General features: G+C 70.8%; 23 protein-coding genes. 13 read left to right on the forward strand and 10 right to left on the reverse strand.

Annotated elements, in window-relative coordinates:
- Positions 1–5 precede the first annotated feature (5 nt).
- The 9 genes from IR155_RS09080 to purL all read right to left on the reverse strand — a co-directional run bounded on the left by IR155_RS09080 (position 6) and on the right by purL (position 10,363).
- Positions 6–758 (reverse strand): DUF899 family protein, encoded by a 753-nt coding sequence (locus IR155_RS09080; RefSeq protein ID WP_322783518.1) that lies wholly within the window; start codon positions 756–758, stop codon positions 6–8.
- The gene (locus tag IR155_RS09085; protein ID WP_135114520.1) at positions 755–1,114 is read right to left on the reverse strand and encodes a YciI family protein; all 360 of its coding nucleotides are present in this window, start codon (positions 1,112–1,114) and stop codon (positions 755–757) included. The genes IR155_RS09080 and IR155_RS09085 overlap by 4 nt, the downstream gene beginning before the upstream one ends.
- On the reverse strand, positions 1,111–2,394 hold the full coding sequence (locus tag IR155_RS09090) for an RNA polymerase sigma factor (protein ID WP_135114521.1): 1,284 nt from the start codon (positions 2,392–2,394) through the stop codon (positions 1,111–1,113). Before IR155_RS09090 ends, IR155_RS09085 begins: the two co-directional genes overlap by 4 nt.
- Positions 2,391–2,750 (reverse strand): YciI family protein, encoded by a 360-nt coding sequence (locus IR155_RS09095; RefSeq protein ID WP_135114522.1) that lies wholly within the window; start codon positions 2,748–2,750, stop codon positions 2,391–2,393. The genes IR155_RS09090 and IR155_RS09095 overlap by 4 nt, the downstream gene beginning before the upstream one ends.
- A gap of 171 nt (positions 2,751–2,921) precedes the next feature.
- Positions 2,922–6,530 carry an ATP-binding cassette domain-containing protein gene (locus IR155_RS09100; RefSeq protein WP_228066936.1) on the reverse strand — a complete coding sequence of 1,203 codons (3,609 nt, stop codon included), beginning with the start codon at positions 6,528–6,530 and terminating at the stop codon, positions 2,922–2,924.
- A 124-nt stretch (positions 6,531–6,654) separates the two neighbouring features.
- A complete protein-coding gene (locus tag IR155_RS09105; RefSeq protein WP_135114523.1) occupies positions 6,655–7,383 on the reverse strand; it encodes a hypothetical protein in 729 nt (242 codons plus the stop codon).
- 22 nt (positions 7,384–7,405) lie between these two features.
- On the reverse strand, positions 7,406–7,807 hold the full coding sequence (locus IR155_RS09110) for a hypothetical protein (protein WP_135114524.1): 402 nt from the start codon (positions 7,805–7,807) through the stop codon (positions 7,406–7,408).
- A complete protein-coding gene (locus IR155_RS09115) occupies positions 7,807–7,965 on the reverse strand; it encodes a hypothetical protein (RefSeq protein WP_194210318.1) in 159 nt (52 codons plus the stop codon). The genes IR155_RS09110 and IR155_RS09115 overlap by 1 nt, the downstream gene beginning before the upstream one ends.
- 16 nt (positions 7,966–7,981) lie before the next feature.
- Positions 7,982–10,363: a phosphoribosylformylglycinamidine synthase subunit PurL gene (purL, locus tag IR155_RS09120; RefSeq protein WP_135114525.1), complete on the reverse strand. Its 2,382-nt coding sequence runs from the start codon at positions 10,361–10,363 to the stop codon at positions 7,982–7,984.
- A gap of 40 nt (positions 10,364–10,403) precedes the next feature.
- Between purL and IR155_RS09125 the strand changes: the two genes are divergently transcribed.
- The 4 genes from IR155_RS09125 to IR155_RS09140 all read left to right on the forward strand — a co-directional run bounded on the left by IR155_RS09125 (position 10,404) and on the right by IR155_RS09140 (position 14,636).
- Complete coding sequence (locus IR155_RS09125) at positions 10,404–12,020, forward strand: hypothetical protein (protein WP_135114526.1); 1,617 nt, start codon at positions 10,404–10,406, stop codon at positions 12,018–12,020.
- A gap of 198 nt (positions 12,021–12,218) precedes the next feature.
- Complete coding sequence (locus tag IR155_RS09130) at positions 12,219–13,016, forward strand: amino acid ABC transporter substrate-binding protein (protein ID WP_135114527.1); 798 nt, start codon at positions 12,219–12,221, stop codon at positions 13,014–13,016.
- 161 nt (positions 13,017–13,177) lie between these two features.
- Positions 13,178–13,837: an amino acid ABC transporter permease gene (locus tag IR155_RS09135; protein ID WP_135114528.1), complete on the forward strand. Its 660-nt coding sequence runs from the start codon at positions 13,178–13,180 to the stop codon at positions 13,835–13,837.
- A complete protein-coding gene (locus IR155_RS09140) occupies positions 13,824–14,636 on the forward strand; it encodes an amino acid ABC transporter ATP-binding protein (RefSeq protein WP_135114529.1) in 813 nt (270 codons plus the stop codon). The genes IR155_RS09135 and IR155_RS09140 overlap by 14 nt, the downstream gene beginning before the upstream one ends.
- A gap of 190 nt (positions 14,637–14,826) precedes the next feature.
- Here the strand turns inward: IR155_RS09140 and IR155_RS09145 are convergent, their stop codons facing one another.
- Positions 14,827–16,059, reverse strand: coding sequence for a hypothetical protein (locus IR155_RS09145; RefSeq protein ID WP_135114549.1), 1,233 nt, complete (start codon positions 16,057–16,059; stop codon positions 14,827–14,829).
- 214 nt (positions 16,060–16,273) lie between these two features.
- Between IR155_RS09145 and rpsF the strand changes: the two genes are divergently transcribed.
- The 9 genes from rpsF to dnaB all read left to right on the forward strand — a co-directional run bounded on the left by rpsF (position 16,274) and on the right by dnaB (position 26,942).
- The gene (gene rpsF / locus IR155_RS09150; protein ID WP_135114530.1) at positions 16,274–16,636 is read left to right on the forward strand and encodes a 30S ribosomal protein S6; all 363 of its coding nucleotides are present in this window, start codon (positions 16,274–16,276) and stop codon (positions 16,634–16,636) included.
- Between the two features lie 5 nt (positions 16,637–16,641).
- Complete coding sequence (locus tag IR155_RS09155; RefSeq protein ID WP_135114531.1) at positions 16,642–17,160, forward strand: single-stranded DNA-binding protein; 519 nt, start codon at positions 16,642–16,644, stop codon at positions 17,158–17,160.
- 89 nt (positions 17,161–17,249) lie between these two features.
- Positions 17,250–17,504, forward strand: coding sequence for a 30S ribosomal protein S18 (gene rpsR / locus IR155_RS09160; protein WP_055987764.1), 255 nt, complete (start codon positions 17,250–17,252; stop codon positions 17,502–17,504).
- Positions 17,505–17,513: 9 nt separating this feature from the next.
- On the forward strand, positions 17,514–17,969 hold the full coding sequence (rplI, locus tag IR155_RS09165; protein ID WP_135114532.1) for a 50S ribosomal protein L9: 456 nt from the start codon (positions 17,514–17,516) through the stop codon (positions 17,967–17,969).
- Between the two features lie 136 nt (positions 17,970–18,105).
- On the forward strand, positions 18,106–19,419 hold the full coding sequence (locus tag IR155_RS09170; RefSeq protein WP_135114533.1) for a GAF domain-containing protein: 1,314 nt from the start codon (positions 18,106–18,108) through the stop codon (positions 19,417–19,419).
- Positions 19,420–19,608: 189 nt separating this feature from the next.
- The gene (exaC, locus tag IR155_RS09175; RefSeq protein ID WP_135114534.1) at positions 19,609–21,156 is read left to right on the forward strand and encodes an acetaldehyde dehydrogenase ExaC; all 1,548 of its coding nucleotides are present in this window, start codon (positions 19,609–19,611) and stop codon (positions 21,154–21,156) included.
- Positions 21,157–21,190: 34 nt separating this feature from the next.
- Complete coding sequence (locus IR155_RS09180; RefSeq protein ID WP_135114535.1) at positions 21,191–21,574, forward strand: DUF779 domain-containing protein; 384 nt, start codon at positions 21,191–21,193, stop codon at positions 21,572–21,574.
- A gap of 160 nt (positions 21,575–21,734) precedes the next feature.
- The gene (locus IR155_RS09185) at positions 21,735–25,055 is read left to right on the forward strand and encodes an AAA family ATPase (protein WP_135114536.1); all 3,321 of its coding nucleotides are present in this window, start codon (positions 21,735–21,737) and stop codon (positions 25,053–25,055) included.
- 543 nt (positions 25,056–25,598) lie between these two features.
- Complete coding sequence (gene dnaB / locus IR155_RS09190) at positions 25,599–26,942, forward strand: replicative DNA helicase (RefSeq protein WP_135114550.1); 1,344 nt, start codon at positions 25,599–25,601, stop codon at positions 26,940–26,942.
- Positions 26,943–26,995 lie beyond the last annotated feature (53 nt).

A 26,995-nucleotide genomic window follows, 5' to 3' on the forward strand; every position in this document is an offset into this window, starting at 1 on the left:
TCGCGTCAGTGGTGATGCGCGTGCCGACCGAGCGTCGTCACCGGATCCGCGCCCGGCCGCGTCCACTGCGGCGCGGGCCGGCTCGTCGGGGTGCCACCGCCCGCTCCGGTGTCGTCGGTGCGCCAGTACCAGCAGGCCTCGCGTCCCTCGGGCCACCCGTCCGGCACCTCCTGCCACGCCTCGCCGCGCCCGTACGGGGTCAGGTCGAGAAGCTGCAGCTGGCCATCCGCGATCTCCGTGCCCCTCCCCGTCGTGTCGTACGTCAGGAACACCCGATCGCCCCGCCGGAGGAACACGGTGAAGTGGCCCATCTCACCGCCGATCGGCCAGCCGAGCCCACGCACCGAGTACCAGGGCTGCGTGTAGCCCATGAACCGCAGGAACGGCGCGATCTCGTCCCACGGGCCCTCGCACAGGATGGCGAAGGACACTCCCCGCGCGTTCAGGTAGACCGCGTCGCGCAGGTGCCAGGCCGACACCGTGCACCCCTCGCACTGGCCCTGATGCGGGGCGCCGTCGTGCCACATGTGCTTGTAGACGACGAGCTCCTCCCTGCCGTCGAACAGCGAGACGAACGGGACCGGGCCATCGGGCCCGGTGACCTCGACCGAGGCGTCGATCTCGACCATCGGCAGGCGCCGGCGGGCGGCCGCGATCGCATCGCCCTCGCGGGTGTGGGCCTTCTCGCGCAGCAGCAGCTCGTCGCGCGCCCGCTGCCAGGTCGCCTGATCGGCGACCGGCGGCATCCCGGTGCTCACGACTCCTCCTCCCAGGGGAGGCGGACGACGGGAAGGATGTACATCCGGCCCGAGACCGCCGTCGGGTGCTTCGACATGTAGGCCGCGGCCTCGTCGATCGAGTCGGCCTCGATGAGGTCGTAGCCGGCGAACCACTCCTTGAACTCGGGGAACGGGCCGTCGGTGATCAGCGTCCGCCCGTCGCGCACGGCGACGGACTTCGCCTGCTCGGGCCCGGCGACCGGAGCCCCTGGGCCGAGGATGCCCGCGGCCTCTCCCTCGCCGGCCCAGCTCTCGAGCATGCGCTTGTCCTCATCGCGCTCGAGGCGCGATCCGGTCGAGTCGGTCATGTGGAGCACGAGGTACTTGCTGGTCATGATGCTTCTCCTTTCGTGGGGGTGTCGTGCTGCGCCGCGAGCTGACCGCGGCGGCGGATGAGGTGGGAGACCTCGGCGGTGTTGCCCGCCAGTTCGATCGCTCGGTCGTAGGCGGCGCGCGCGTCGCCGGAGCGGCCCAGCCGGCGCAGCAGCTCGGCGCGCGTCGTGTGGAACGCGTGGTAGCCCTCGAGCCGGTCGGCGAGACGCTCGACGAGCGCCAGGCCGACCTCGGGGGAGTCGAATTCGGCGACCGCGATCGCCTTGTTGAGCGTCACGATCGGGTTGGGATCGATCCGCTCGAGCAGGCCGTAGAGCGCCACGATCTGCGACCAGTCGGTGTCGCGGGCGTCCGGCGCCGACACGTGCACGGCGTTGATCGCCGCGAGCAGCTCGTACCGGCCGAGGCTGTGCGCGCCGCGCGCGGCGTTCATCCGGTCGCGGACCAGCGCCAGGCCCTCCTGGAGGAGCGCGCGGTCCCAGGCGCCGCGATCCTGCTCGTCGAGGCGCACGAGCTCCCCGTCGGCCGAGACCCGCGCCGTGGCGCGCGCCTCGGTCAGCAGCATGAGCGCCAGCAGCCCCGTCGTCTCGCCGTGCTCGTCGGATCCCTCCGGAAGCAGCTCCCGCATCAGCCGGGTGAGCCGGATCGCCTCGCCGGTCAGGTCGCGCCGGATCGGATCCGACTGCTGGCCGGACGCGAGGTACCCCTCGTTGAAGATCAGATAGAGCACCGCGAGCACCCCCGCCACGCGACCGGGGAGGTCCTCCCGCTCGGGAACGCGATACGGGATCCGGGCTGCCTTGATCTTCGCCTTGGCGCGGCTGATCCGCTGGCCCATCGTCGTCTCCTGGACGAGGAAGGCGTGCGCGATCTCCTGGACCGTGAGTCCGCCGACGATCCGGAGCGTCAGCGCCACGTGGGCCTCCGTCGACAGGGCGGGATGGCAGCACGTGAACACGAGGCGCAGCCGGTCGTCCTCGACGGCGCCGACCGGGTCGGGCGGGGAGTTGTCCTGGAGCATGAGGGCCTCGTGGTGCTTGTCGTGGCGACGCGCCTCGCGGCGCAGCCGGTCGATCGCCTTGCGGTGGGCCGTGGTGGTGATCCACGCGCCCGGGTTCGGCGGCACGCCGTCGACGGGCCAGTGCTCGACGGCCGTGGCAAAGGCCTCGGCGGCCGTCTCCTCGGCGAGGTCGAGGTCTCCGTAGCGCCGCGCGAGGCCCGCCACGATCCGCGCCCACTCCTCGCGATGGATGCGGGCGACCTCGGCGGCGGCGTCGCTCATGCGCCCGCGAACGGACGGACCTCGAGCGGCCTGTCGCACGCGCGCGACGCCTCGGTCGCGATGCCGAGCGCCTCGTCGAGGTCGGACGCCTCGATGATCCAGAGGCCGTTCATCCCCTCCTTCGCATCGACGTAGGGCCCGTCGGAGATCACGGGCTCCGAGCCGCGCGCATCCGCGACCGTCGTCGCCTCGGATCCCTCGAGCCCGCCGACGAAGACGAGCGAGCCCGCCTCGCGGAGCCGGTCGTTGAACGCCCGGATCGCCGCCATCGTGTCGCGCTGGGTCTGCTCGTCGCCGTAGCCGCCGTGAGGGCGGCTCTCGCTCGGGCCCCACACGACGATCGCGTACTGCGCCATGATCCTGCCTCCCGTCGGTCGCCCCGGTGGCGATCCTCATCAGAGCGACGAACGCGCTCCCGTCGATTCGACAGCCCGCGGCCAAGAAATCTCAAGAGGCGCCCGGATGTCGAAGTCGCCGGGCTCGCACGACAACGGCTGCGGGGTGGGCGAGAAGGAGCGGGTTCGGGGTCAGCCGGCGAGGTGGCTCCACCGCGGGGCGAGGTCGCGCCAGGGTCCTACGGCCGCGACCGCTCCGTCGGACAGCACGACCACCCGATCCGCGCGGGCGAGCGCCGCCCGCTTCGAGGTGGCGCCGATGACGGTCGTGCCGCGGTCGCGCAGCGCCTGCCAGAGCTCGATCTCGGTGCGGGCGTCGAGCGCCGAGGAGACGTCGTCGGCGAGCAGCAGCTCGGCGTCGGTGGCGAGCGCCCGCGCGAGCGCGAGGCGCTGCACCTGGCCGCCCGAGAGTCGCACGCCGCGGTGCCCGACGAGCGCGTGCGCGCCGCCCGCCTCCGACACATCCTGACCGAGCCGGGCGCCGTCGATCGGTCCCTCGACGTCGCGCTCGTGGTCGAGGCGCACGTTGTCGGCGAAGGTGCCGCTGAGCACCCGGGGGACCTGGGCGACGTGCGCCACCTGACCGGGGCGCAGGAACGCCTGCGCGTCGGCGATGTCGGTGCCGTTCCACCGGATCCGGCCCGTGTGCTCCATGAGTCCCGCGAGCGCGGCGAGCAGGCTCGACTTGCCGGACCCGACCTGCCCGAGCAGCAGGATGAGCTCGCCCCGCCGGACCGTGAGGTCGACGCCGCTGACTCCGAGGGTTCCGTCGTCGTGCACGGCGGTGACGCCGGCGAGTTCGAGGGCCTCGAGCGGCTCCCGTCGCACGGCGGGAGGCTCGGGCGCGGTGCCGGCGACGAGGTCGACGCCCGGGACCGGGTCGACGAGATCCACGCCGCCCGCGAAGCGCGCGGTGGCCTGCTGCCAGCTGCGCGTGCCCGGTGCCTCGGTGACGACGGCGCCCGCGACGACGCCGAACCAGCCGAAGCCGGTCACGGCGTTCGCGACGAGGAGGGTGGTCGCGAGGTTCCAGATGTCCGTGAGGAACGCCGCCCACGCGGCCACGGCGCCGAGGTGAAGCGTGACGATGGGCACGCCGTCGAGCACCGCCTGGACGCGGTGCTCGAAGATCGCCGCGCGCACGCGGCCGCTGTCGACCTCCTGCAGGTGCCTGTGCACCTCGGGGGTGCGGGCGGCGAGCTTGACGGTGCGGGCCGCATCGAGCGCGGAGACGAGCGAACGGCCGAACCGCGCGCGGGCGGCAGAGGAGCGCGTCGCCGACCGGCCGGCGATCGGCCGGCCGAGCGCGGCCGCGAGCGCCGAGACGACCATGACCGCGAGCAGCACGCCGCCCGCGAGCCAGGACCGCGAGACGAGCGCGGTGACCGCCGCGATGATCAGGCCGTTGACGAAGTCGACCCAGCGGTCGGCGTACATGACGTAGCGGTCGGCATCCATCGCGCGGGCGACGATCTCGCCCGCCGGCGTGGTCGGCAGCCGGTGCTGTCGGGTCTGGCCGTACATGACCCGCATGCGCACCCGCAGCAGGTTCTCGATCCACCAGCTCGGGTAGAGGTAGATCGCCCGGCCCAGCGCCAGCGGGCTGATCAGCACAAGCAGCACAAGCGCGGCGAGCAGGCCCCAGGGCAGGTCGCCCGCCTGGAGCGCCTCCACCGTCCGGCCCCAGAGGAACCCGGTCAGCGCTCCCTGCGCCGAGGCGAGCGAGGCCACCAGGAACAGCGCGGCGCCCACGACGCCCCACTGCGGCCGCACGAACAGCACGTGCAGGATGCCGCGCGCGAGCGACGGTCCGTCGCCCGGCTCGGGGAGGTCGGGCGGGGTGCCGGTGCGCCGGCGCGTGCCGACGCCCGCGGCGCCGTCGGCCACGGGGTCGTCCGCCGGCGCCTCCTGCGCGGGGGACGCCTGGCCGGGTTCATCCGCGTCGCCGGATGGCACCGCGTCGGAAGGCACCGCGTCGTCGATCACGCCGTCCGAGGCGGCGGCCTCCTGGAGGCGGCGGAACGGCCCGTCGGCCACCGCGAGCGCCGTCCGCGGTCCCTGCTGCACGACCCGCCCGTGGTCGAGCACGGCGACGAGGTCGGCCCGCTCGATCGTCGTGAGGCGGTGGGCGACGAGCACTCCCGTCCGGCCGGTGAGCAGGCGTTCGGAGGCGGCGACGACGCGCGCCTCGGTGAGCGGATCCATGCGCGCGGTCGCCTCGTCCAGCACAACGACCTGGACGTGCCGCACGAGCAGCCGCGCGAAGGCGACGAGCTGCTCCTCGCCCGCGGACAGCGCGGTGCCGCCGGGCCCCAGCGGCGTGTCGAGGCCGTCGGGCAGGCCTGCGACCCAGTCGGCGATGCCGAGCTCGACGACCGCGGCCTCGATCTCGCCCCGGTCGACGGGCGAGAACAGGGCGATGTTCTCGGCAAGGGTTCCCGAGAGGATCTCGGTGCGCTGCGTCACGACGCCGACCGTCGCGCGCAGCTTCTGCAGGTCGAGGTCGCGCACATCCACGCCGCCGAGGAACACGGTGCCGGGCGGGGGCTCCTGGGCGCGCGAGACGAGCGCCGCGAGCGTCGACTTGCCCGATCCAGTGCGCCCGACGAGCGCCACTGTCTGCCCGGCGGGGACCTCGAGCGACACGTCCGCCAGGGCGAACGCGCCCTCCTCGTACGCGAAGTCGAGCCCGCGCACCTCGAGGGCGACGGGGCCCGCGGGAACGTCGAGGCCGCCGACAGGCTCGGGCTCGACCTCGAGCATCTGCCGGATGCGGATCAGCGCGCCGATCCCCTCCTGGATGTCGGGAAGGTGGTGGACGAGGTTCGACACGGATCCGACGAGCAGCGCGGTCGCCAGGAACAGCGTGACGAGCTGCTGCACGGGCAGGCTGCCGCCGAACGCGAGCACGGCGCCCGTGACGGCGACGCCGCCCAGCAGTGCGTGGAGCAGCACCTCGGCCCGGTAGATGAGGCGCATCTCGAGCCCCGTGAGGGCCCGCAGCCGGGCGTGGACGACCGCGGAGATCTGCGCGAGGCGACGCACCGCGAACGCCTGGCCGAGGCTCGTGCGCAGGTCGTTGCGCGCCGCGACGGCCTCCTCGAACGCGGCGGCGTGATCCGTCCAGGCCTCCTCCTCGACGACCTTGCGCCGCGCGATCTCGCGCAGCAGCGGCCGCGACACCAGCGCGACCACAACGCCGAGCACCGGGAACATAAACCAGGCGGGCCACCAGGTGATGCTCGCGACGATCCACAGCGGCAGGACGCCCGCGAGGGTGCGCCCGACTCCCCAGAGCTGGCGCCGCACGAGGGATCCGACCGCGCGGGTGTCGTCATCCACCCGGTCCATGACCTCGCCGACCGCCTGCTCCGACAGCACCGCGAGCGGCTGGCTCATCGCCGCCGTCAGCAGGTCGCCGCGCAGGCGTCCCTCGGCGCGGTCGACGACGCCGGCCCACAGCACCTGGCCGACGCTGTCGACGATCGCGCCGCCGACCACGCACAGGGCGAAGAGGATCAGCGCGTCGACCGTGGGGTCTCCCGAGAGGCGGCCCGCGATGACGGTTCCGGCCGCCTGCCCGGTCGCGCCGGCGACAAGCAGCACGATCGCCAGGAACGACGCGACGCCCCGCAGGCGCCGCCAGTCGAGCCGGCGCCACGCGGGAAGCCCGGATGCGCTCGTCCGCGCTCCCGCCCGATCGTCGGGGAGGAAGGGATCGGGAGGCAGCATCTCGGACATCAGGTCAACGCTAGGGGGAACATCCGACACTCCGTCGCCGAGCAGGCATCGCCACCGGGATCAGGTATGCGCGCGCATGCCCGCTCGCGGCACAGATGCCTGCTCGGCGACCCGCAGCGGCGGGTCAGGTGGGCTCGGGCGGGCGGCGCTGCTCGAGCGGGGCGGCGACCTTCTGCTCGAGCACCTCGATCGCTTCGTCCGAGACGGCGATGAGCCCGTCGAGCTCGTCGCGCACGCGCCGATACGCCACCTGGCGCTCGGCGGCGGTGGCCGACCGGTCGACCGCGACCTGCAGCAGCTGCCGTGCGCGCTCGAGCCGCTTGCGCTCAGCCTCGGTGAATCCGCTGTCGCGCACGCGGCGCGCATCCTGCTCGGCGACGTCGAAGGCCACCTCGTAGTCGTGAACGGCGTCGCGGTACTCGGCGAGCTCCTCGGCGTCGATCCTGGCGTCGGGGGATGCGGGACGCAGCCCGTCGGCGACCTTCTTCGCGCGCAGGAACGCCGCCGTGAGGGCCTCGCGCCCGTCGCTCATCGTCGGGAACGCGATGAGCTTCGCGACGTCGAGTTCGTATTCGAGCCAGCGCCGCGTGACGTCGTCGTGCGCGTCCATAAGTCGTTGGAGGCGGTCGGCGCGCGTGCGCTTGTCCGCCTCCTCCACACCGGCCGGAAGCGCGGCCGCCGCAAGCGCCTTCGCCTCGGCCTTCGCGCGGATGATCTCGAGGCGGCGCTTGTGACGGCGCTTCGCCGCGCGCGCGGACCACGACTGGATGCCTCGGACGCCGCCGACGATGGCGCCGCCGAAGACGAACCACAGCCAGAAGTAGTTCCCGAGAAACCTGAAGAACTCTTCCACGCTGAGACTCTAGGGCCCTGCGCTATCGCGTGCCGAGCCAGGCGCCGAGGGCCGCGAACTCCGTCGGGCTGAGCACCGTGCTCAATGCGGCGGCCCCGTCATACCCCGTCGTGTGCGCGAGCAGCCACGACTCGGGATCCCGCCCGGCCGCGAGCGGAGCGATCGCGGAACCCGGGGACGGGGCGTCGGCGCGGAAGAGGAACGCGAGCGGATCACGGCCCACGCTCTCGAGGACGAGCGCGCGCCCGGCGGCCGCCTCGCGGAGGTCATCGGCGCGGAAGGTCTCGCCCTCGGCGAAGCGCACGCAGCCGACCGGCTTGCGGCCGAACAGCACCGGCAGCTCGACCGTGACGGCCTCGGCCGTCGTGCCCGCGCCTGCCCAGGGCTGCGTCGGCAGCGGGGGCTCCGCGCGGCGGCCGAACATCAGCCGAACAGCAGGGCGAGCACTGTCGCCCCGCCGCCCGTGACGAGCAGCGCGCCGATGACGACCCACGCGACCGCGCGGATCCGGCGGTTGCGGCGCTCGTTCCAGTGGTCCGAGGCCTCGCCGTCGGGCTCGAGCTCCGAGTGGTTGATGCGCACGCCGGGATCCGTCATCTCAGACCGCGACCGGCTCGGCGACGGTCGGCCCGAAGGCGGCGGGAAGCGTGCCCGTCGACAGGGCGCGGAGCTCGGCGACCGGCACCGTGAACAGGTCGGTCACCTCGAGCGCGGGTCCATCCTCGACCGATCCGGAGTCGGTCACGCCGATGCGCAGCACGGGGTAGCCGCGGCCCGCGCACAGGCCGCGGAACTTCACGTCCTCCTCGCGGGGAACCGTCACGATGACGCGGCCCGTCGACTCCGAGAACAGGGCGGTCGCGGCGTCGACGCCGTCGCGCTCCATGAGTTCGCGCAGCCACACGCGGGCGCCGACGCCGAAGCGCAGCACCGCGTCGACGAGCGACTGGGCGAGGCCGCCCTCCGACAGGTCGTGCGCGCTCGAGACGAGCATCTCGTCCTTCGCGGCCTGGATGAGCCCCGCGAGGCGGCGCTCGGCGGCGAGGTCGACCTTCGGCGGGCGTCCGCCGAGGTGACCGTGGATGGTGCCGGCCCACGCCGATCCGTCGAGCTCCAGGGCCGTGGTGCCCAGCAGGTAGATGTTCTCGCCCGCGTCCTGCCATCCGCTCGGGATGCGGCGCGAGACGTCGTCGATGATGCCGAGCACGCCGACGACCGGGGTCGGGTGGATCGGGGTGTCGCCCGTCTGGTTGTAGAACGACACGTTGCCGCCCGTGACCGGCACGCCGAGCTCGAGGCAGGCGTCCGACAGGCCGTCGACGGCCTGCGAGAACTGCCACATGACCTCTGGGTTCTCGGGCGAGCCGAAGTTCAGGCAGTCGGTGACCGCCGTGGGCATCGCGCCGGTGACGGCGACGTTGCGGTAGGCCTCGGCCAGGGCGAGCTGCGCTCCCGCGTACGGGTCGAGCTGGCAGTAGCGGCCGTTCGCGTCGGTGGCGATCGAGACGCCGAGGCCCGACTCCTCGTCGACGCGGATCATTCCGGCGTCGTCGGGGAAGGCGAGGGCGGTGTTGCCGAGCACGTAGTAGTCGTACTGGTTGGTGATCCAGCTTGCATCGGCGAGGTTCGGCGACGCGGTGAGCTTCTTCAGCTGATCCAGGATCTCGCCACCCTCGGTCGGGCGAGCGAGCGAGGCGGCCGAGTCTGCCTGCAGCGCGTCGATCCAGGTCGGGTACGCGACGGGGCGCTCGTAGACCGGGCCGTCGACCGCGACGGTCGAGGGGTCGACGTCGACGATGGTCTCGCCGTTCCAGGTGATGACGAGGCGGCCGTCGCCGGTGACCTCGCCGAGCACGCTGGTCTCGACATCCCACTTCTTCACGACCTCGAGGAACGCGTCGAGCTTCTCGGGAGAGACGATGGCCATCATGCGCTCCTGCGACTCGCTCATGAGGATCTCCTCGGCGGTGAGCGAGGGGTCGCGCAGCAGCACGTTCGTGAGCTCGACGTTCATCCCGGATCCGCCGTTGGCGGCGAGCTCGCTCGTCGCGCAGGAGATGCCGGCGGCGCCGAGGTCCTGGATCGCCTCGACGAGGTCGCCCTTGTACAGCTCGAGGCAGCACTCGATGAGCACCTTCTCGGCGAACGGGTCTCCGACCTGCACCGCGGGCCGCTTCGTGGGGCCGCCGTCGGCGAAGGTGTCGGAGGCAAGGATGGACGCGCCGCCGATGCCGTCTCCGCCGGTGCGGGCGCCGAACAGGACGACCTTGTTGCCGGCGCCGGTGGCGTTGGCGAGGCGGATGTCCTCGTGACGCATCACGCCGACCGCGAGCGCGTTGACGAGCGGGTTGGCCTGGTAGACCGAGTCGAAGACGGTCTCGCCGCCGATGTTCGGCAGGCCGAGGCAGTTTCCGTACGACGAGATTCCCGACACGACGCCGTGCACGACGCGCGCGGTGTCGGGGTGGTCGATGGCGCCGAAGCGCAGCTGGTCCATGACGGCGACCGGACGGGCGCCCATCGAGATGATGTCGCGGACGATGCCGCCGACGCCGGTCGCGGCGCCCTGGAACGGCTCGATGTAGGACGGGTGGTTGTGCGACTCGACCTTGAAGGTCACCGCCCAGCCCTCGCCCACGTCGACGACGCCCGCGTTCTGGCCCATGCCGACCATAAGGCGCTTCTTCATCTCGTCGGAGACCTTCTCGCCGAAGCGGCGCAGGTAGATCTTGCTCGACTTGTAGGAGCAGTGCTCCGACCACATCACGGAGTACATCGCCAGCTCGCCCGAGGTGGGGCGGCGGCCGAGGATCTCGCGGATCTTCGCGTACTCGTCGGGCTTCAGACCCAGCGCCTCGAAAGGCTGCTCGCGCTCGGGCGTTGCGGCCGCGTTGGCGACGGTGTCGATCGTGGGGGTGGTCACGCGGTGGCTCCTCAGGCGGCTGGCCGGACGGGAACCAAGTCTATCCGCGCGCGGCATATCGCCCGGCCACTCAGGAGCCGCCGGATACCCTCGAACAATGCCCCGCCGCGACCTCGATCTCATCCGCAACGTCGACGAGGCGCTCCGGGGAGACGCGTTCGACCTGCTCGCCTACGCGAGCACCGTGCTCGAGATGCTGCGACGTCCGCTCGACGGCGAGGGGAACCCTGTCAGCGGGATGCCGACGCTCGCCGAGATGGTCGACCGCACCCTTGCCGACAGCGTGCGGCAGAGCGACGCGCTGCTGCTGGCGATGGCGATCCTGCTCGACGGCGCGGGATCGGGCGACACCGCGCTCGCGGAGCGCATCCGCGCGGAGGCGGGCGGCCGCTGGCGCAACCTGCCGGCGTGGCTTGACTCCCCGGACGCGGCGGACGTCACGAGCGTCGCCGCGTTCGACCACGTGCTCGGCGCCGACGCGACGATCCTCATCGGCGCGACACTCGCGGATGGCACGCCCGCGACCGCGACGGTCTTCATCGACCGCGACGGCGGCGGCGTTCTCGGCGACGCGTTCATCGCGCCCGAGACCCTCCCTGCCGCGCTCGCCGCGGGAAGCAAGGGCGTCGACGCCGACGAGTACCCGAGGGTTGAGGTGTCCGCCGCCGACGCCCGCGCGCGCGTCGAGCAGGCGATGGCCGAGGATCTGGCACTCGAGCCGCCGCTTGTCACCGCGACCTGGCCCGCGTCGCGCCCGCTGCTCGCGTGGCTGCTGCGGACGCTGCCCGAGGGCGGATCCGGCTTCCCCAGGGCCGGTGCGGATGCCGCCCTGGACGACGAGCTCACCGCGGCCGTCGCCGAGCGGCTTCCCGAGGGCGAGGGCCACGCCCGCCTTCTGATCTCGCTCAACCGCGAGCACAGCGGCGCCGGGGATCCGCGGATCTGGAGCGACACGTTCGTCGAGGCGCTGCTGATCGAGATCCTGCCGTTCGACGACGCCACCGAGGCCGATCCGGAGGGCGTGCTTGCGGCGCTGCGCGCGCTGATCGATGAGGGCCACGCCCGCGCGGGGGTGCCGGCCGGGCTGACCGCGCGATCGCTCGAGACGGTCGACGAACTCGCCGACACCCTGCTCGACCTGCTCGAGTTCGACGACGAGGCCCCGGCCGAGGACGGCGGCGCGCTCTCGGTGCTCGCGGCCCGGGTCGGCGGGCGCCGGCACCTCGACGCCCTGGATGCCGTGCCGATGACGCGCGTTGTGGCGGATCACCGCGGGCTGGACGAGCGGGTGCGTCGCGGCCTCGAGGCTGTGCGCGGCCACATCGAGCGCGCGTCCGCCGAGCTGTTCGAGGATCCCGAGCTCGCGATCGCGGCCACGCGGATCGCCGACCTGCTGGTGGAGACCGACCCTCGGCTGTTCGCGAAGGGCAAGCCCGAGCTGGCCGCGGCCGCGATCGTGTGGATCGCCGGCACCGCCAACGACGCGTTCGCTCCGGCCGGCGCGGCGCAGCCCTCGGCGCTGATGGCGGCGCTCGGGCTGCGCGGCGGCACCCCCGCCGCGCGCGCGGGCGCGTACCTCGCGGCGCTCGGCGTCGACGACCCCGACGACTGGGCGTCGCTGCCCGTCCTCGGCGATCCGTCGCTGCTGACCTCTCGCGTGCGCCGCGAGATCATCCGCCGTCGCGACGAGGCACGCGCGGCTCCGACCGCGTAGCGCCGCACCGCTCTTCGGTGCGGTCCGGCCCCTTCCCTCGGCCGTGAGGGCCGCTCGCCACCGCCTGAGTTCCGGCCGAGGGTTTCCCGCCGGGGGAAGAAACACGGCGTCTCCCGGGTTCGACAACTCCTGGGCCCGCGTGCTGAGCTAGATGATCGGGCCTGTCGCCCGACCTCTCTCCTCACGAAGGATCCATCCATGCGCCTCACCCGCATCACCACCGTCGCCGCCGCATCCGTCGCGCTTCTCGCGCTCGCCGGCTGCTCGCAGCCCGCCGCCGAGGGCCCGGCCGTCGAGGGACCCGCCGCGCTCGCCGACGGCACGCTGATCGTCGCGACCGAGGGCACCTACCCTCCCTTCAGCTACCACGAGGACGGCGCGGGCGAGCTCACCGGCTACGACGTCGAGGTCGCCAAGGCCGTCGGCGAGAAGCTGGGCGTCGAGGTGCAGTTCGAGGAGACGCAGTGGGACGCGATCTTCGCGGGCCTCGACGCCGGTCGCTTCGAGACGATCGCGAACCAGGTCACGATCAACGACGAGCGCAAGGCGAAGTACACGTTCTCGACGCCGTACACGGTGTCGCCCGGCGTCATCGTGGTGCCCGAGGACAACACCGACATCACGTCGTTCGACGACCTCGAGGGCAAGACCACCGCCCAGTCGATGTCGAGCAACTGGGGCGCGCTTGCCGAGGAGTCGGGCGCGGACGTGCAGGCGGTCGAGGGCTGGGCGCAGTCGATCGCGCTGCTCGAGCAGGGCCGCATCGACGCGACGATCAACGACAAGCTGACGTTCCTCGACTACGCCAAGCAGCACCCCGACGCGCCGATCAAGATCGCGGCCGAGACGCCCGAGGCCGGCGAGATGGCCTTCGTGTTCACGAAGGAGAACGCCGAGCTCGCCGAGGCGATCGACGGCGCCCTGGCCGAGCTGGCCGAGGACGGCACGCTCGCCGAGCTGGGCGAGCAGTTCTTCGGCGAGGACGTCTCGAAGTAATCCTCCCGCCGCGGGCCGTGTCCCACTTCGTGCCGGAATCCGCGCGTGATTCCGGCATCAAGTGGGACACGGTCGTTCTGTAAGCGGCGCGAAGTGGGACATGCTCGGGGGAGGAAGGGAGCCGCTTGCGGCCCCGCAGCGCGCGAGAGGTTTCTGAACAGATGGACTGGCAGCTGATCGTCGACTCGTTCTGGCCGCTGCTGCTGGGCGGCCTGCGGGGCACGATCCCGCTGACCCTCGCGTCGTTCGCGCTGGGTCTCGTGATCGCCCTCGGCATCGCGCTGCTGCGGCTCTCGCCCAATGCCGTGCTGTCATGGATCGGCCGGGCGTACGTGTCGATCATCCGCGGCACGCCGCTGCTTGTGCAGCTGTTCGTGATCTTCTACGGCCTGCCGTCGATCGGTGTGACGCTCGACCCGTGGCCGAGCGCGATCATCGCGTTCTCGCTGAACGTCGGCGGCTACGCGGCCGAGATCATCCGCGCGGCCATCCTCTCGGTCCCCAAGGGGCAGTGGGAGGCCGGCTACACGATCGGCATGTCGAACGTCACGACCCTGCGCCGGATCATCCTGCCGCAGGCCGCCCGCGTGAGCGTGCCGCCGCTGTCGAACACGTTCATCTCGCTGGTGAAGGACACGTCGCTCGCGTCGATGATCCTCGTCACCGAGATGTTCAAAGAGGCGCAGCGGATCGCGACCTTCTCGAGCGAGTTCATGACGATCTACATCGAGGCGGCGCTCATCTACTGGATGTTCTGCACGGTGCTGGCGTTCGCGCAGGATCGGATCGAGAAGAGGCTGGATCGCTATGTCGCGCACTGAGCACACGATCGGCGACAGGCTGCTGACGGCGCGCGGCCTGCGCAAGCGATTCGGCGACCACGAGGTGCTGAAGGGGATCGACCTCGAGGTGCGCCGGGGCGAAGTGGTCGCCGTGATCGGCGCGAGCGGATCCGGCAAGACCACCGTGCTGCGCTCGCTCAACGGCCTCGAGACCCCGGATGCCGGGACGCTCGCGTTCGACGGCGGGCCCGAGGTCGACTTCGCGCGCGGCCTCGCCAAGCCCGAGCGCTTCGCCATCCGGGATCGCTCCGCCATGGTGTTCCAGCACCACAACCTCTTCCCGCACCGCACGGTCATCCAGAACGTGATCGAGGGGCCCGTGACGGTTCAGCGCGAGCCGCGCGCGGAGGCGATCGCCCGCGCCGAGGAGCTGCTCGACCGCGTCGGCCTCGCTGCGAAGCGCGACGCCTACCCGCACGAGCTCTCCGGCGGTCAGCAGCAGCGGGTCGGCATCGTCCGCGCCCTGGCGCTGCGGCCCGACCTGCTGCTGTTCGACGAGCCGACTTCGGCGCTCGACCCCGAGCTGGTCGGCGAGGTGCTCGTCGTGATGAAGGAGCTCGCCGACGAGGGCTGGACCATGGTCGTCGTCACACACGAGCTGCAGTTCGCGCGCGAGGTCGCCGACGAGGTGCTGTTCCTCGACGGCGGCGTCGTCGCCGAGCGCGGGCCGGCGGAGCAGATCTTCCGCAACCCGCAGAACGAGCGCACCCGCCGCTTCCTCGACCGCATCCTGCGCCCGTTCGAGGGGCATCCCGGGCCGGATCCGGAAGAGATCTGAGAAAACTTCCGGAAGTCGCGTAACCGATCCGGCCCTTCCGCGTCTCTTCTAGTGAAGACGTCGCCAGGCGTGGTCACCGGGGGGTTTCCGCGTCAGGCTGTGCGGTTAACGGAGCCCGTTCCGACCGCGCGGGGTCCGGATGCCTCGGGGGAGGACGTCCGGGCCCCGACGCTTCGCTCCGCGCAGACCCTTACGACGCGAGGGAGACGAGCATCCCGGCGAGGCCGAGGAGCATCGGGCCGACGAGGACGAGCAGCAGGATGCCGCCGCCGATGATCAGGGCCCAGGGAACCCCGCCCTTCAGCCGGCGCCCCGGCTGGGCGACCCCCTTCGGGCCGAGCCAGTCGGTCGGCGGGGGAGGCGCGGCGCTCGCCGTCGTGTGGAACGGGAAGGGTGCCGAAACCGGCGCCGCGCCCGCCGCGGCCGCGGCCGGAGCGACGGCCCGGGCATCGCGCTGCGCCCACGCCTGAGCCTCCGCGGCGAGCCGGTCGTCGCGCCAGCGCTGCCACTGGGCGAGCTTGTCCATCAGCGCCGACACGGCGGAGAACAGCCACGCCCAGGTGCCGGGATGCAGCGTGACGACGGGGCGCCCCGTGTAGAGGAACAGCCACTCGTCGACGATCTCGACGTCCAGCTGCGCGGCGTGGTCGATGAAGCGCGCCATCACATCCGGGGTGAAGAGATAGAGTGCGTCGCGCTCGTACCCCTCGGGGCAGTACAGCGTGAAGTAGCGGTCGAAGTCGCCTTCCAGGCTCAGGCGCTGGGCCTTGGCGAACTGCGCGGGCAGGTTCGATCCGAACACCGCGTTGTTGCCCACCGCGTCGAGCACGATGTGCGGCAGGGGCGTGCCGATGTGGATCGCCACGTAGCCCCAGCGGTGCGTCGTCTGCTCCTTGCCCGAGCCCGTCGTGTACTCGTAGTTCGCGAACTCGACGAACCGCGGATGCTCGCCGCGCAGCAGGTCGCTCGCTGTCCGTCCGCTTCCGCGGTCGAAGATCATGCCGGGCAGCTTCGGCGCGGGAAGCGTCGGGCGATACGTCATCGCGTTCGCGCGCGCGAACCGGTCGAGGCGGTACCGTCGCTCCTTCGTCCTGGCGAGGTTCGCGCGCACGAGGACGAACACGAGCAGCCCGACCACCCCGACGATGAACAGGACCGGCAGCAGCGGAAGCAGACCGAACCCGCCGCCGTCGGCCGAGGTCGTCACCGCGATCGCCGCGACCGAGATCACGATCGGGAGCAGCGCGCCGAGGAAGACGACTCCGGCGATCACCAGGAAGACGATCGCGACCGCGCTCATCCGCGCCGCGGGGAAGCGTCGCTTCAGCTCCTCGTGGAAGCGCTGCGCCTCGCGCTTGTCCACCGGCTCGAGAAGCGGGCGCGCCTCGAACGGGAACGTGCGCGGGGGCGGGCTCGACTGGATGCTCACGCTGTCACGGTAGCGCGGGAGGCCGGATCGTCCGAGAGCCGCGCATCGCCGGCGTCGATCCGGCTGAGGGGGCGTGCCAGCCTGATCCGCTATGCTGTCCAGGTTGTGCGGATCCGCGCGCGCTCGCGCTCGCCCGCATGACGTGCAACACACCCTCCTGCTGTCGGGAAATGCCCGGCAGCCGATCAAGTCCGAAGGAGGTGGGTAAGTGACGCACCAGTACGAGCTCATGGCCATCCTGCAGCCGGAGATCGACGAGCGCCAGGTTCCCGCGATCGTCGACAAGTTCCTCACGGTGATCACCGACAACGGTGGCACCATCGAGAACATCGACATCTGGGGCAAGCGCCGTCTCGCCTACGAGATCCAGAAGAAGAACGAGGGCATCTACGCCGTCGTCAACTTCACCGCGACCAGCGAGGCCACCCAGGAGCTGGACCGCCAGCTCGGCCTCAACGAGCAGATCATGCGCACCAAGGTGCTGCGCGCCGAGGAGGCCATCGCGATGGTCGCTTCGGAGGCGAAGCGCGCCGAGGCTCGCGCGGCTCGCAAGACGGCGGCGAAGGCCTAAGTCCCATGGCCGGCGAAACCGTCATCACCGTTGTGGGGAACCTCACGGCCGACCCCGAGCTGCGTTACACGCAGAACGGGCTGCCCGTGGCGAACTTCACGATCGCCTCGACGCCGCGCAATTTCGATCGCGCGTCCGGCGAGTGGAAGGACGGCGAGGCTCTCTTCCTGCGGGCCAGCGTGTGGCGCGAGTTCGCCGAGCACGTCGCGGGCTCGCTGACGAAGGGCATGCGCGTCATCGCGCAGGGCCGTCTCCGTCAGCGCTCCTACGAGGACCGTGAGGGCCAGAAGCGCACCTCGATCGAGCTCGAGATCGATGAGATCGGGCCGTCGCTGCGTTACGCCACCGCACAGGTCACCCGCGCCGCGGGCGGCCAGGGCGGCGGCGGTGGCCAGGGCCAGTTCGGCGGCGGCGGACAGCCGCGCCAGCAGGTCTCGGAGGAGCCGTGGTCGACCCCCGGGTCGCAGACGAGCGCCGACGCATGGAGCACCCCGGGGTCGTTCGGAGACGACACCCCGTTCTGAATCTCTTGCGTTGCCGACCCGCTCTCCGCTCACTCGGTCGTTGAGCGAGCGAAGCGAGTCGAAACGCAGAAACCATCAAAGGAAGCACAATGGCTGGAAAGTCGAGCGGCGACCGCCGCAAGCCGCGGAAGGGCGCGAAGAACGCCGCTCCCGCGAAGTCGATCCGGGTCGGCCTCATCGATTACAAGGATGTCGCCACCCTTCGCAAGTTCATCTCGGAGCGCGGCAAGATCCGCGCCCGTCGTATCACCGGTGTGTCGGTGCAGGAGCAGCGTCTGATCGCGAAGGCGATCAAGAACGCGCGCGAGATGGCGCTCCTGCCCTACGCCGGCGCTGGCCGCTAAGGAGCACTCATGGCAAAGCTGATTCTCACTTCTGAGGTCGACGGCCTGGGTTCCGCCGGTGACGTCGTCGAGGTCAAGGACGGGTACGCCCGCAACTACCTCATCCCCCAGGGCTTCGCCACCGCGTGGACGCGCGGCGGCGAGAAGCAGGTCGCGTCGATCCGTGCCGCTCGCGAGGCTCGCGCCATCGCGACGCACGACGAGGCCGTCGCCCTGAAGAACACCATCGAGGCCGCCAAGGTCAAGCTCGCCGTCAAGGCGGGCGCCGAGGGTCGCCTCTTCGGCTCGGTCAAGACCGGGGACATCGCCGACGCGGTGTCCGCTGCCGGCCTCGGCTCGCTGGACAAGCGCAAGATCACCATCCCCGCCGCCATCAAGACGGTGGGCGACCACGAGGCCGTCGTGCGTCTGCACGACGACGTCACCGCAGTCATCGCGCTGCAGGTCGTCGCGCTCAAGAAGTAAGCGTCTCCCCGACGCTGTCGAAGCGGGGCGGATCCTTCTGGATCCGCCCCGCTTTCGTCGTGCGTCTGGCCCGGTCCCACGCGCCCGCCTACACTGAGCCCGAACCCGCCTGAATCACCGTCGATCGGAGGGGGACATGACATCCACCTGGGGCGTGCGGCCTGCGCCCGTGCGCGAGGCGCCGCGTGCGCTGATCGAGCGGGCGCACGACGAGCGGATCGCAGGAAACGCCACCGATCCCCGGCTCGATCTGGTCCGTCCCCTCGTACGCGCCTCGTGGGAGCGCTCGATTGCGAGCCTTGTCGGCGCAGAGGGGGTTCCCCGACTCGAACTGATGGGCGATGAGCTCGAGCGCTACCGCGCCGAGCATCCGCTCGCGGGAACGGCCGAGACCATCCGCCACCTGCTGCTTCCCGGGGATGCCGCCCGCGCGGGAGTCGTCGTCGCGGTCGGCGACGCCGCCGGGCGGCTGCTCTGGGTCGACGGCGATTCGGGAGTACGCAGCCTCACCGGCGACATGGGCTTCGTGCCCGGCGCCAACTGGGCCGAGGACCACGTCGGCACGTCGGCCCCCGGCACGGCCCTCGCGCTCGAGCGCACGGTGCAGATCGCAGGGGCGGAGCACTTCAACCGGCTTGTGCATCCATGGTCGTGCACGGCGGCGCCGGTGCGGGATCTCGAGACCGGTCGGGTGCTCGGGATCCTTGACGTCACGGGCGGCGACGAAGCCGCGTCCTCGCACGCCCAGATGCTCGTCGAAGCCACCGTGCGCGCCGTGGAGAGCGAACTGCTCGTTGCCCGGTTGCGCGCCCGGCACGAGGCCCCGCGGCCGAAGCGCAGGGTCGCGCGCCCCGCGACCAGGCCGACCCTCAGCGTGCTGGGGCGCGACCGCGCGCTGCTCGACCGTGGCGGAATGGCTCCGCGGCTGGAACTGGGTCAGCGGCACGCCGAGATCCTGTTGATGCTGACGATCCACCGGCAAGGTCTCACCGCCGAGCGGCTCGCCGAGCTCGTGTATGGCGCTCCGGCCGTCGGGACGCTGCGCCCCGAGATGGTGCGGCTTCGGCGTCGCCTGCTCGCTGAGGCGCCCGGCATCGACCTCGAGTCCCGTCCGTACCGCCTGACGGGCGAGATCGAGACGGATGTGCAGCACGTGATCGCGCTGATCGACCGCGGCGCCCACCGCCTGGCACTGGCGGCATTCCGTGGCGACGTGCTTCCCGACTCCACCTCGCCCGGCGTCGAGGAGGTGCGCGACACGCTCCGCGCCACTCTGCGCGACGCGATCCTCACCGAGGCAGGGCTCGACGTCCTGCTCGCGTACATCGACGCCGACGTCGGCGCCGCGGACGAGGAGGCGCTCCGCCAGTGCCTCGCGATGCTGCCGCCGCGCTCGCCACGTCGCACCGGAATCGTGGCGCGGATCGAGCGCCTCAGGAGCGTCGCCTGAGCGACGCAGCGTCGGATCGGCGGTTCAGTCGTCGGATGTGCCTCAGCCGTCTCCCGCGCCCGTGCAACTCCGTGCAACCTGCGTCGACGTAGCGTGGCGGCGATCGCGCACCCCCGTTGCCCGTCCCGTCGGCACCGGCGATCCGCGTGGTCATCCCGTCGAACAGACATGCAGTCGAAGGAGACAGCAATGACGATCGTGGAAGAGGGCGTCTCGAACGTCTACGCCGCACCCGGAGAACGCGGCTCGGTGGCCGAATACCGCAGCCGCTACGGCCATTACATCGGAGGCGAGTTCGTCGAGCCCGTCAAGGGCCAGTACTTCGAGAACATCACGCCGGTCACGGGCAAGCCGTTCACCGAGGTCGGCCGAGGCACCGCCGAGGACATCGACCGCGCGGTCGACGTCGCGTGGAAGGCGTTCGACTCATGGAAGCGCACGACCCCCGCGCAGCGCTCGGTCATCCTGAACAAGATCGCGGACCGGATCGAGCAGAACCTCGAGCGGATCGCCGTGGCGGAGACGTGGGAGAACGGCAAGCCAGTGCGCGAGACGCTCGCGGCAGACATCCCGCTCGCTGTCGACCACTTCCGCTACTTCGCGGGAGTGCTGCGCGCTCAGGAGGGCTCGCTCAGCCAGTTGGACGAGGACACGGTCGCCTACCACTTCCACGAGCCGCTGGGAGTGGTCGGCCAGATCATCCCGTGGAACTTCCCCATCCTGATGGCGACGTGGAAGCTCGCACCCGCGCTGGCCGCCGGCAACTGCGTCGTGCTCAAGCCCGCGGAGCAGACGCCGGCGTCGATCCTGTTCCTGTTCGAGATCATCGGCGACCTCCTGCCGGCCGGCGTGGTCAACGTCGTCAACGGCTTCGGCATCGAAGCGGGGGCCCCGCTCGCGCAGCACCCGCGAATCCGCAAGGTGGCATTCACCGGCGAGACGACGACCGGCCGCCTGATCATGCAGTACGCCTCGCAGAACCTCATCCCGGTGACCCTCGAGCTCGGCGGCAAGAGCGCCAACGTGTTCTTCGAAGATGTCGCCCGCGAGCGTGACGCGTACTACGACAAGGCGCTCGAGGGCTTCACGTTCTTCGCCCTCAATCAGGGCGAGGTGTGCACGTGTCCCTCGCGCGCACTCATCCAGACGTCGATCTACGATCGGTTCCTTGCCGACGGACTCGACCGCGTCAGCAAGATCGTGCAGGGAAACCCCCTGGATCCTGCCACCATGATCGGCGCGCAGGCATCGAACGATCAGCTCGAGAAGATCCTGTCGTACATCCAGATCGGCAAGGAGGGCGGCGCCAAGCTGCTGACAGGCGGGGAGCGGGTCGACCTCGGAGGCGAGTTGAGCGGCGGCTACTACGTCGCCCCGACGGTGTTCGAGGGCACCAACGACATGCGGATCTTCCAGGAGGAGATCTTCGGTCCCGTGGTGTCGGTGACGTCGTTCACCGATCTGGACGACGCGCTGTCGATCGCCAACGACACCCTCTACGGCCTCGGGGCCGGCGTGTGGAGCCGCTCAGCCGGCACCTGTTACCGCGCTGGCCGCGGCATCGAGGCAGGTCGCGTCTGGACGAACACCTATCACCAGTACCCCGCGCACGCGGCGTTCGGCGGGTACAAGCAGTCGGGCATCGGCCGCGAGAACCACCTCAAGATGCTCGACCACTACCAGCAGACGAAGAACCTGCTGGTGTCGTACGCAGAGGGGGCGATGGGCTTCTTCTGAGCCCGATGAGCGGCCGGACGGCAAGGGGACGGCGATGACCGAGGTCGAGCGCGTGGCGGTCACGGAGGCGGCCGCAGCGTTGCTGCGCACGCTGACCGCGCAGCATGGGCCGCTGATGTTCCATCAGTCGGGTGGATGCTGCGATGGCAGCGCCCCGATGTGCTTCCCCGTGGGCATGTACCTCATCGGGCCGGGCGATGTCGCTCTGGGGGGAGTGGACGTCGGCCTCGATGATCCGGTGCCCGTGTACATGTCTCAGTCGCAGTACGAGTACTGGAAGTACACGCACCTCACGATCGATGTGGTGCCGGGAAGGGGCGCGGGCTTCTCTGTCGAGGCCCCGACCGGCAATCGATTCCTCACCAGGTCGCGGATGCTCACCGCATCCGAGTTGCAGGGGCTCGGGCTCGCCGGCTGAACCTGCGTCGACAGAAGCGGGGCGGATCCTTCGGGATCCGCCCCGCTTTCGTCGTGCGTGGCGGATCTCGCGCGGCAGCCCGCGCTGAGAGGATCCGCGGGCGGCTAGCGTAGACGTGGGGGGCGGAGCCGACCGCCGCAGAGCGAGACTCGGAGGATGCATGGCGACGTTGCGCGTCGGATCCGGCTTCATGAAGCTCAGCCTGGAGACCGCAATCCGGCGCGCCGCGCCGGGCGACGTGCTCTCGCTCAGTCCGGGCGCGTACGAGCTCGGGATCCTCGAGATCTCCGGGCTGACGATCGTCGGCGAGGACGGCCCCGGCGCGGTGCGGCTGACCGGAAAGCTCCGCCCGCACGGTCGCTGCGTGCTCCGCGATGTGGTCCTGCAGGCGCCGCTGTATGACAACGCGCTGCAGCTCGCGGACGCCGGAGCCCACGTGAAGGTCGAGCGCAGCACGATCGTCGGCGAGCAGGGCCTGAAGTACCCCGCCGTGTGGGCGGGAGGCGGCACGCTCATCCTTGACCGCGTGACGATCGAGCAGGAGGGCTCGCTGTTCACGATGAGCCTGACCGAGGGCGCCAGGCTTCACGCGACGGCATCGGAGCTCGGCGGGGTGGAGCTGCAGCAGACCCATGCCGATCTCATCGACTGCGCGGCGCACACGGTCGCGGCGCTGGATCGGTCGCGCGTGATGGCCTACGGGGCGCTCACGCTGCATCCGCTGCCGGGCAAGAGAGCGTTCCAGGTCGTCCGCGAGGCGTCGGCGGAGATCGCACACCTCCGCCTTGCCGGGGCCGACGAGTTCGAAGGCTACGTCGAAGAGGCGTATCTCAAGCTCGGGGCTGTGCAGGTCGCCGACGAAGGTTCGCTGCTGGTGATCACGAAGGACCTGGGGCGGGTGATCTGCGATTCGGATCGCGTCACGGTCGTCGACCAGGACGCGCCCGCGCCGGCGCGGCCGAAGCGGGTTCGGTGGCCGGCGGCCCGCGCGCGGGAGTTCGCGACGTTCGTCGAGCCGCAGCTGAATGCGGGTGACACGCTGGTGCTCGAGGAGGGGGACTACTTCTTCGGCGATGACCCGTTCCGCGCCTTCGCGGTCGACGTCGTCGGTGAGGGGGATCCGCGGCGCATCGTGGTGTACGGATGCCTCGGCGTGATGGACGATGCGTCGGTCACGATCGCGAACCTCACGGTGGCTCAGCCGGAGGAGCACAACGCCGTCTCGGTGCCCGCGTCGGCGTCGCTCACGCTCGAGCAGGTCACCGTCATCCCGCCCGCGGAGGCGGCGTATCCCTCGGTGTACGTCGACGGCACTCTGACCCTGCGCGACAGCGCGATCCTCGCGTCCGACGCGGCGCTGAGCGGCCTCGTCATGGTGGCGCCGGATGCACGTCTGACGGCGGAGCGAAGCGACCTCGGCTGGCTGCGCTGCGAGGCGAGCGCGGCGAGGCTCGACGACTGCTCGTCGTTGCAGCTGTTCGCGATCGAGGGGGCGACCGTGACGGCGACGACGCACACGCTGCGCGCGAATGCGGCGGATGTCTACGGTATCTACGCGACCACCCGCGCGAAGGTGTCCGTCTCGCGCCTCGTCGTCGAGCCGTCCGAAGCGCCGGCGGTGGACGCCTTCACCTCCGAGGACGCGTCGCTGACCGTCGCGGAGGCGGCGGACGGAGTCTCGTTCGCCCTCGTGGACGAGGGCAGCGCGAGCGTCAGCGTGCCCGCGTCGAACGCGCCGGACGAGCCCGGCATCGCCGAGCCGACGGGCGGCCCGGCCGGTCACGGTGCCGCGGAACAGGAGGACCCGCTGGCCGAGATCCATGCGCTGACCGGCCTGGCGACCGTGAAGAAGCAGGTCGATCGGTTCGTGAAGCTCGCGGTGATCAACCGTGAGCGGGAGCAGCTCGGTCTGAAGACCGCGGGCGTCACTCTCCACAGTCTGTTCCTCGGCAACCCGGGCACGGGCAAGACCACGGTCGCGCGCCTGCTCGGCAGGGCCCTCCATCGTGCGGGAGTGGTCGCCTCGGACCGTTTCGTGGAGGTGGGCCGCGGCGACCTCGTCGCGAGCGTCATCGGCGGCACCGCGAAGCAGACGCTGCAGGTTCTCGAGGGGGCGCGGGGTGGGGTGCTGTTCATCGACGAGGCGTACGCCCTGGCGCAGGAAGGCAACACCGAGTTCGCGCAGGAGGCGATCGACACGATCCTCGCCTACATGGAGAACCACCGGGACGATCTGGTCATCATCTTCGCGGGGTACACCGACAGGATGCAGCAGTTCCTTGCGATGAACCCGGGGCTGGCGTCGCGGATCCCCAACAGGTTCGATTTCGAGGACTACTCGGCCGACGAGATCTCGGCGATCGGCACGAGCGCGCTCGCGGCGAGCGACTACCGTCTCGAGGACGAGGAACTGTATCGGCGCATCGTGGGCCGCAGCTATGCGCAGAGCGCCGATAGGAGCAACGGGCGCTGGGTGCGCAATTTCAACCAGCGCCTGATCGAGCATCAGGTGGAGCGCGTGCACGAGCTCGCCAGCCGCACCGCGGACGACTATGTGCTCATCAAGACGGAGGACATCCGAGCACTCGCGAGCGGAGGTGCCGAGGCGCAGGTCGACAACGTGGAGGCACTGCTGGCGAAGCTCGACGAGATGGTCGGGCTCGCGGAGGTGAAGGACTGGGTGCGGATGCTGGCCAACCGCGTCACGGCCGACCAGCGGCGACTCCAGATCGACGCGACGCTGTCGAGGCCGACCTATCACGTGACGTTCACGGGAAACCCCGGAACGGGCAAGACCACGGTCGCCCGTCTCGTCGCGCAGCTGTTCCACGCGCTCGGAGTGCTGTCCACGCCGACCGTCAAGGAAGTCGACCGCGCGGCGCTCGTAGGGCGCTGGATCGGCGAAAGCGAGGCGAAGACCTCGCAGGCGCTCGACGAGGCAATGGGCGGAGTGCTCTTCATCGACGAGGCGTACGACCTGTACCGGCCCGGCGGTGTGGGCGGCGACTTCGGCGCGCAGGTGATCGCCACGCTGCTGCCTCGGCTCGAGAACGATCGGGACAAGTTCGTGGCGATCCTCGCGGGCTACACGGACGAGATGGATCAGTTCTTCCAGGCGAACCCCGGCCTGCGCTCGCGGGTTCCGCACGCCGTCCATTTCGCCGACTACTCGTCAGAGGAGGTCGCCGAGATCGTCGCCCGCACGCTCGCCGCGTCGTGGATCGTCGACGCCGGCCTGCTGCACGACGCCGTCGTCGCCGTGTATGACGCGCTCCCGCCGGCCGAGCGCGCGAACGGCCGGACAGCGCGCATGTTCGCGGAACAGCTGGAGGGGATCCAGTCCAATCACATCGCCACGAGCGACATCCAGGGCGAGGCGCTCCGGGTCATCCCGGATCATGTGGTCGTCGCGTTCGCCCGCGCCTACGGGGTGTCGCTGGACGGCTCGGCGACAGCTGATCCGAACGCCGGGGGCTCCTGAGCGGCGAGCCGCTCGTCGGTGGCGGGCGGGTACCCGGGGATGTGCTCCGGCACAGGGGGACCCGGACATTCTTTGTGGTCATATGCCGTTCACCAACCCTTGACATATCGGGTCCCGGGGGTGCCGGCGCCCCCCGGAGTTCTTCACACCCACGGCGCGTCGCGCGAACCTTCAAGCCCGTGTTTAATCACAACGCCATCCACAGGCTGTGGGAATCAGGAAGCCCCGGTCAGCTGCGAAATAAAACATTCACGCCGCCGGGCGCGTCGCGTTTCTCCACAGTCGGTTTCCACACCCGTGTCGGCGGTTTCCGCAATCTCTCCACAGAGTTATCCACAGGTGCGTTTGCTTGGGGAGAATGGCGACCCTACGGTGAACGGGCGGATGTCGGAGGCCCCTGCTTACCTTGCCGTGCGGGCCCGGATCCGGCCCACCCCGTTTCCCGTTCAGGCCGGATCGCCAGCGCGGATGCGTGCCCGACCCCGTGTCCCGAGCAGCAGGAAGGAAGTCCACGTGTCGATCGCCGATATCACCGACGAGCGGATGGGCGGCCGCCGCGAGCACGAGCGCACGCCCCCTCACGACCTCCTCGCCGAGCAGTCGACGCTCGGCGGCATGCTGCTGTCGAAGGACGCCGTCGCCGATGTCATCGAGTCGCTGCGGGGAAATGACTTCTACATCCCCAAGCACGAGCTCATCTTCGAGGCCGTGCTGTCGCTGTACTCCCACGGCGAGCCGACCGACGTCGTCGCCGTCACCGACGAGCTGATCAAGACCGGCGACCTGCAGCGGGCCGGCGGCGCCGACTACCTTCACTCGCTCACGTCGATCGTCCCCACGGCCGCGAACGCGGGCTACTACGCCAACATCGTCGCCGAGCGTGCCCTGCTGCGCCGCCTTGTCGAGGCCGGCACGCGCATCGTGCAGATGGGGTATTCGGGCGAGGGCGAGGCGGTCGATCTCGTCAACAACGCGCAGGCCGAGATCTACAGCGTCACGGGCAGCGAGCGCACCGAGGACTACGTGCCGCTGTCGATCGCGGTCGACGCGGCGATGGAGGAGATCGAGGCCGCGGGCGGCCGAGACGGCGGCATGACCGGCGTTCCCACCGGCTTCGGCGAGCTCGACGAACTCACGAACGGCCTTCACGGCGGGCAGATGATCGTCGTCGCCGCCCGACCCGCCATGGGAAAGTCGACTCTCGCGCTCGACTTCGCGCGCGCCGCCGCGATCAAGCACAACATGCCCGCCGTGTTCTTCTCGCTCGAGATGGGCAAGGCCGAGATCGCGATGCGTCTCCTCAGCGCCGAGGGGGCGATCCCGCTGCAGAACATCCGCAAGGGAACCCTCGACTCCCGTGACTGGACGAACATCGCCCAGACGCGCGGCCGCATCCATGAGGCGCCGCTGTTCATCGACGACAGCCCGAACATGACCCTGGTGGAGATCCGCGCGAAGTGCCGCCGGCTCAAGCAGCGCGCCGGCCTGAAGATGGTCATCATCGACTACCTCCAGCTCATGACGAGCGGCAAGAAGGTCGAGTCGCGTCAGCAGGAGGTCAGCGAGTTCTCGCGCGCGCTGAAGCTGCTCGCGAAGGAGCTGCAGGTGCCGGTCATCGCGCTGTCGCAGCTGAACCGTGGCTCCGAGCAGCGCACAGACAAGCGCCCCCAGGTCAGCGACCTGCGTGAGTCTGGATCGATCGAGCAGGACGCCGACATGGTGATCCTGCTTCACCGCGACTCGGTCTACGACAAGGACACCCGCCCCGGCGAGGCCGACCTGATCGTCGCGAAGCACCGAAACGGCCCCACCGCGACCATCGAGGTCGCCTTCCAGGGGCACTTCTCGCGCTTCGCGGACATGGCGCCGGTCAACGACTTCCAGTGACGTGTAGGTCCCGCGTCAAGGTGGCGTTCTCGGCGGTGAGATGGCATGGAGAT

The organism is Microbacterium paludicola, from assembly GCF_015235415.1.
Lineage (GTDB): Bacteria > Actinomycetota > Actinomycetes > Actinomycetales > Microbacteriaceae > Microbacterium > Microbacterium paludicola.

Excerpts from the sequence above, each read along its gene's own strand:
- IR155_RS09085 (WP_135114520.1), bottom strand. The coding sequence starts at position 1,114 with ATGACCAGCAAGTACCTCGTGCTCCACATGACCGACTCGACCGGATCG.
- IR155_RS09090 (WP_135114521.1), bottom strand. The coding sequence starts at position 2,394 with ATGAGCGACGCCGCCGCCGAGGTCGCCCGCATCCATCGCGAGGAGTGG.
- IR155_RS09095 (WP_135114522.1), bottom strand. The coding sequence starts at position 2,750 with ATGGCGCAGTACGCGATCGTCGTGTGGGGCCCGAGCGAGAGCCGCCCT.
- IR155_RS09100 (WP_228066936.1), bottom strand. The coding sequence starts at position 6,530 with ATGTCCGAGATGCTGCCTCCCGATCCCTTCCTCCCCGACGATCGGGCG.
- IR155_RS09110 (WP_135114524.1), bottom strand. The coding sequence starts at position 7,807 with ATGTTCGGCCGCCGCGCGGAGCCCCCGCTGCCGACGCAGCCCTGGGCA.
- purL (WP_135114525.1), bottom strand. The coding sequence starts at position 10,363 with ATGCCGCGCGCGGATAGACTTGGTTCCCGTCCGGCCAGCCGCCTGAGG.
- IR155_RS09125 (WP_135114526.1), top strand. The coding sequence starts at position 10,404 with ATGCCCCGCCGCGACCTCGATCTCATCCGCAACGTCGACGAGGCGCTC.
- IR155_RS09130 (WP_135114527.1), top strand. The coding sequence starts at position 12,219 with ATGCGCCTCACCCGCATCACCACCGTCGCCGCCGCATCCGTCGCGCTT.
- IR155_RS09135 (WP_135114528.1), top strand. The coding sequence starts at position 13,178 with ATGGACTGGCAGCTGATCGTCGACTCGTTCTGGCCGCTGCTGCTGGGC.
- IR155_RS09140 (WP_135114529.1), top strand. The coding sequence starts at position 13,824 with ATGTCGCGCACTGAGCACACGATCGGCGACAGGCTGCTGACGGCGCGC.
- IR155_RS09155 (WP_135114531.1), top strand. The coding sequence starts at position 16,642 with ATGGCCGGCGAAACCGTCATCACCGTTGTGGGGAACCTCACGGCCGAC.
- rpsR (WP_055987764.1), top strand. The coding sequence starts at position 17,250 with ATGGCTGGAAAGTCGAGCGGCGACCGCCGCAAGCCGCGGAAGGGCGCG.
- rplI (WP_135114532.1), top strand. The coding sequence starts at position 17,514 with ATGGCAAAGCTGATTCTCACTTCTGAGGTCGACGGCCTGGGTTCCGCC.
- IR155_RS09170 (WP_135114533.1), top strand. The coding sequence starts at position 18,106 with ATGACATCCACCTGGGGCGTGCGGCCTGCGCCCGTGCGCGAGGCGCCG.
- exaC (WP_135114534.1), top strand. The coding sequence starts at position 19,609 with ATGACGATCGTGGAAGAGGGCGTCTCGAACGTCTACGCCGCACCCGGA.
- IR155_RS09180 (WP_135114535.1), top strand. The coding sequence starts at position 21,191 with ATGACCGAGGTCGAGCGCGTGGCGGTCACGGAGGCGGCCGCAGCGTTG.
- IR155_RS09185 (WP_135114536.1), top strand. The coding sequence starts at position 21,735 with ATGGCGACGTTGCGCGTCGGATCCGGCTTCATGAAGCTCAGCCTGGAG.
- dnaB (WP_135114550.1), top strand. The coding sequence starts at position 25,599 with ATGGGCGGCCGCCGCGAGCACGAGCGCACGCCCCCTCACGACCTCCTC.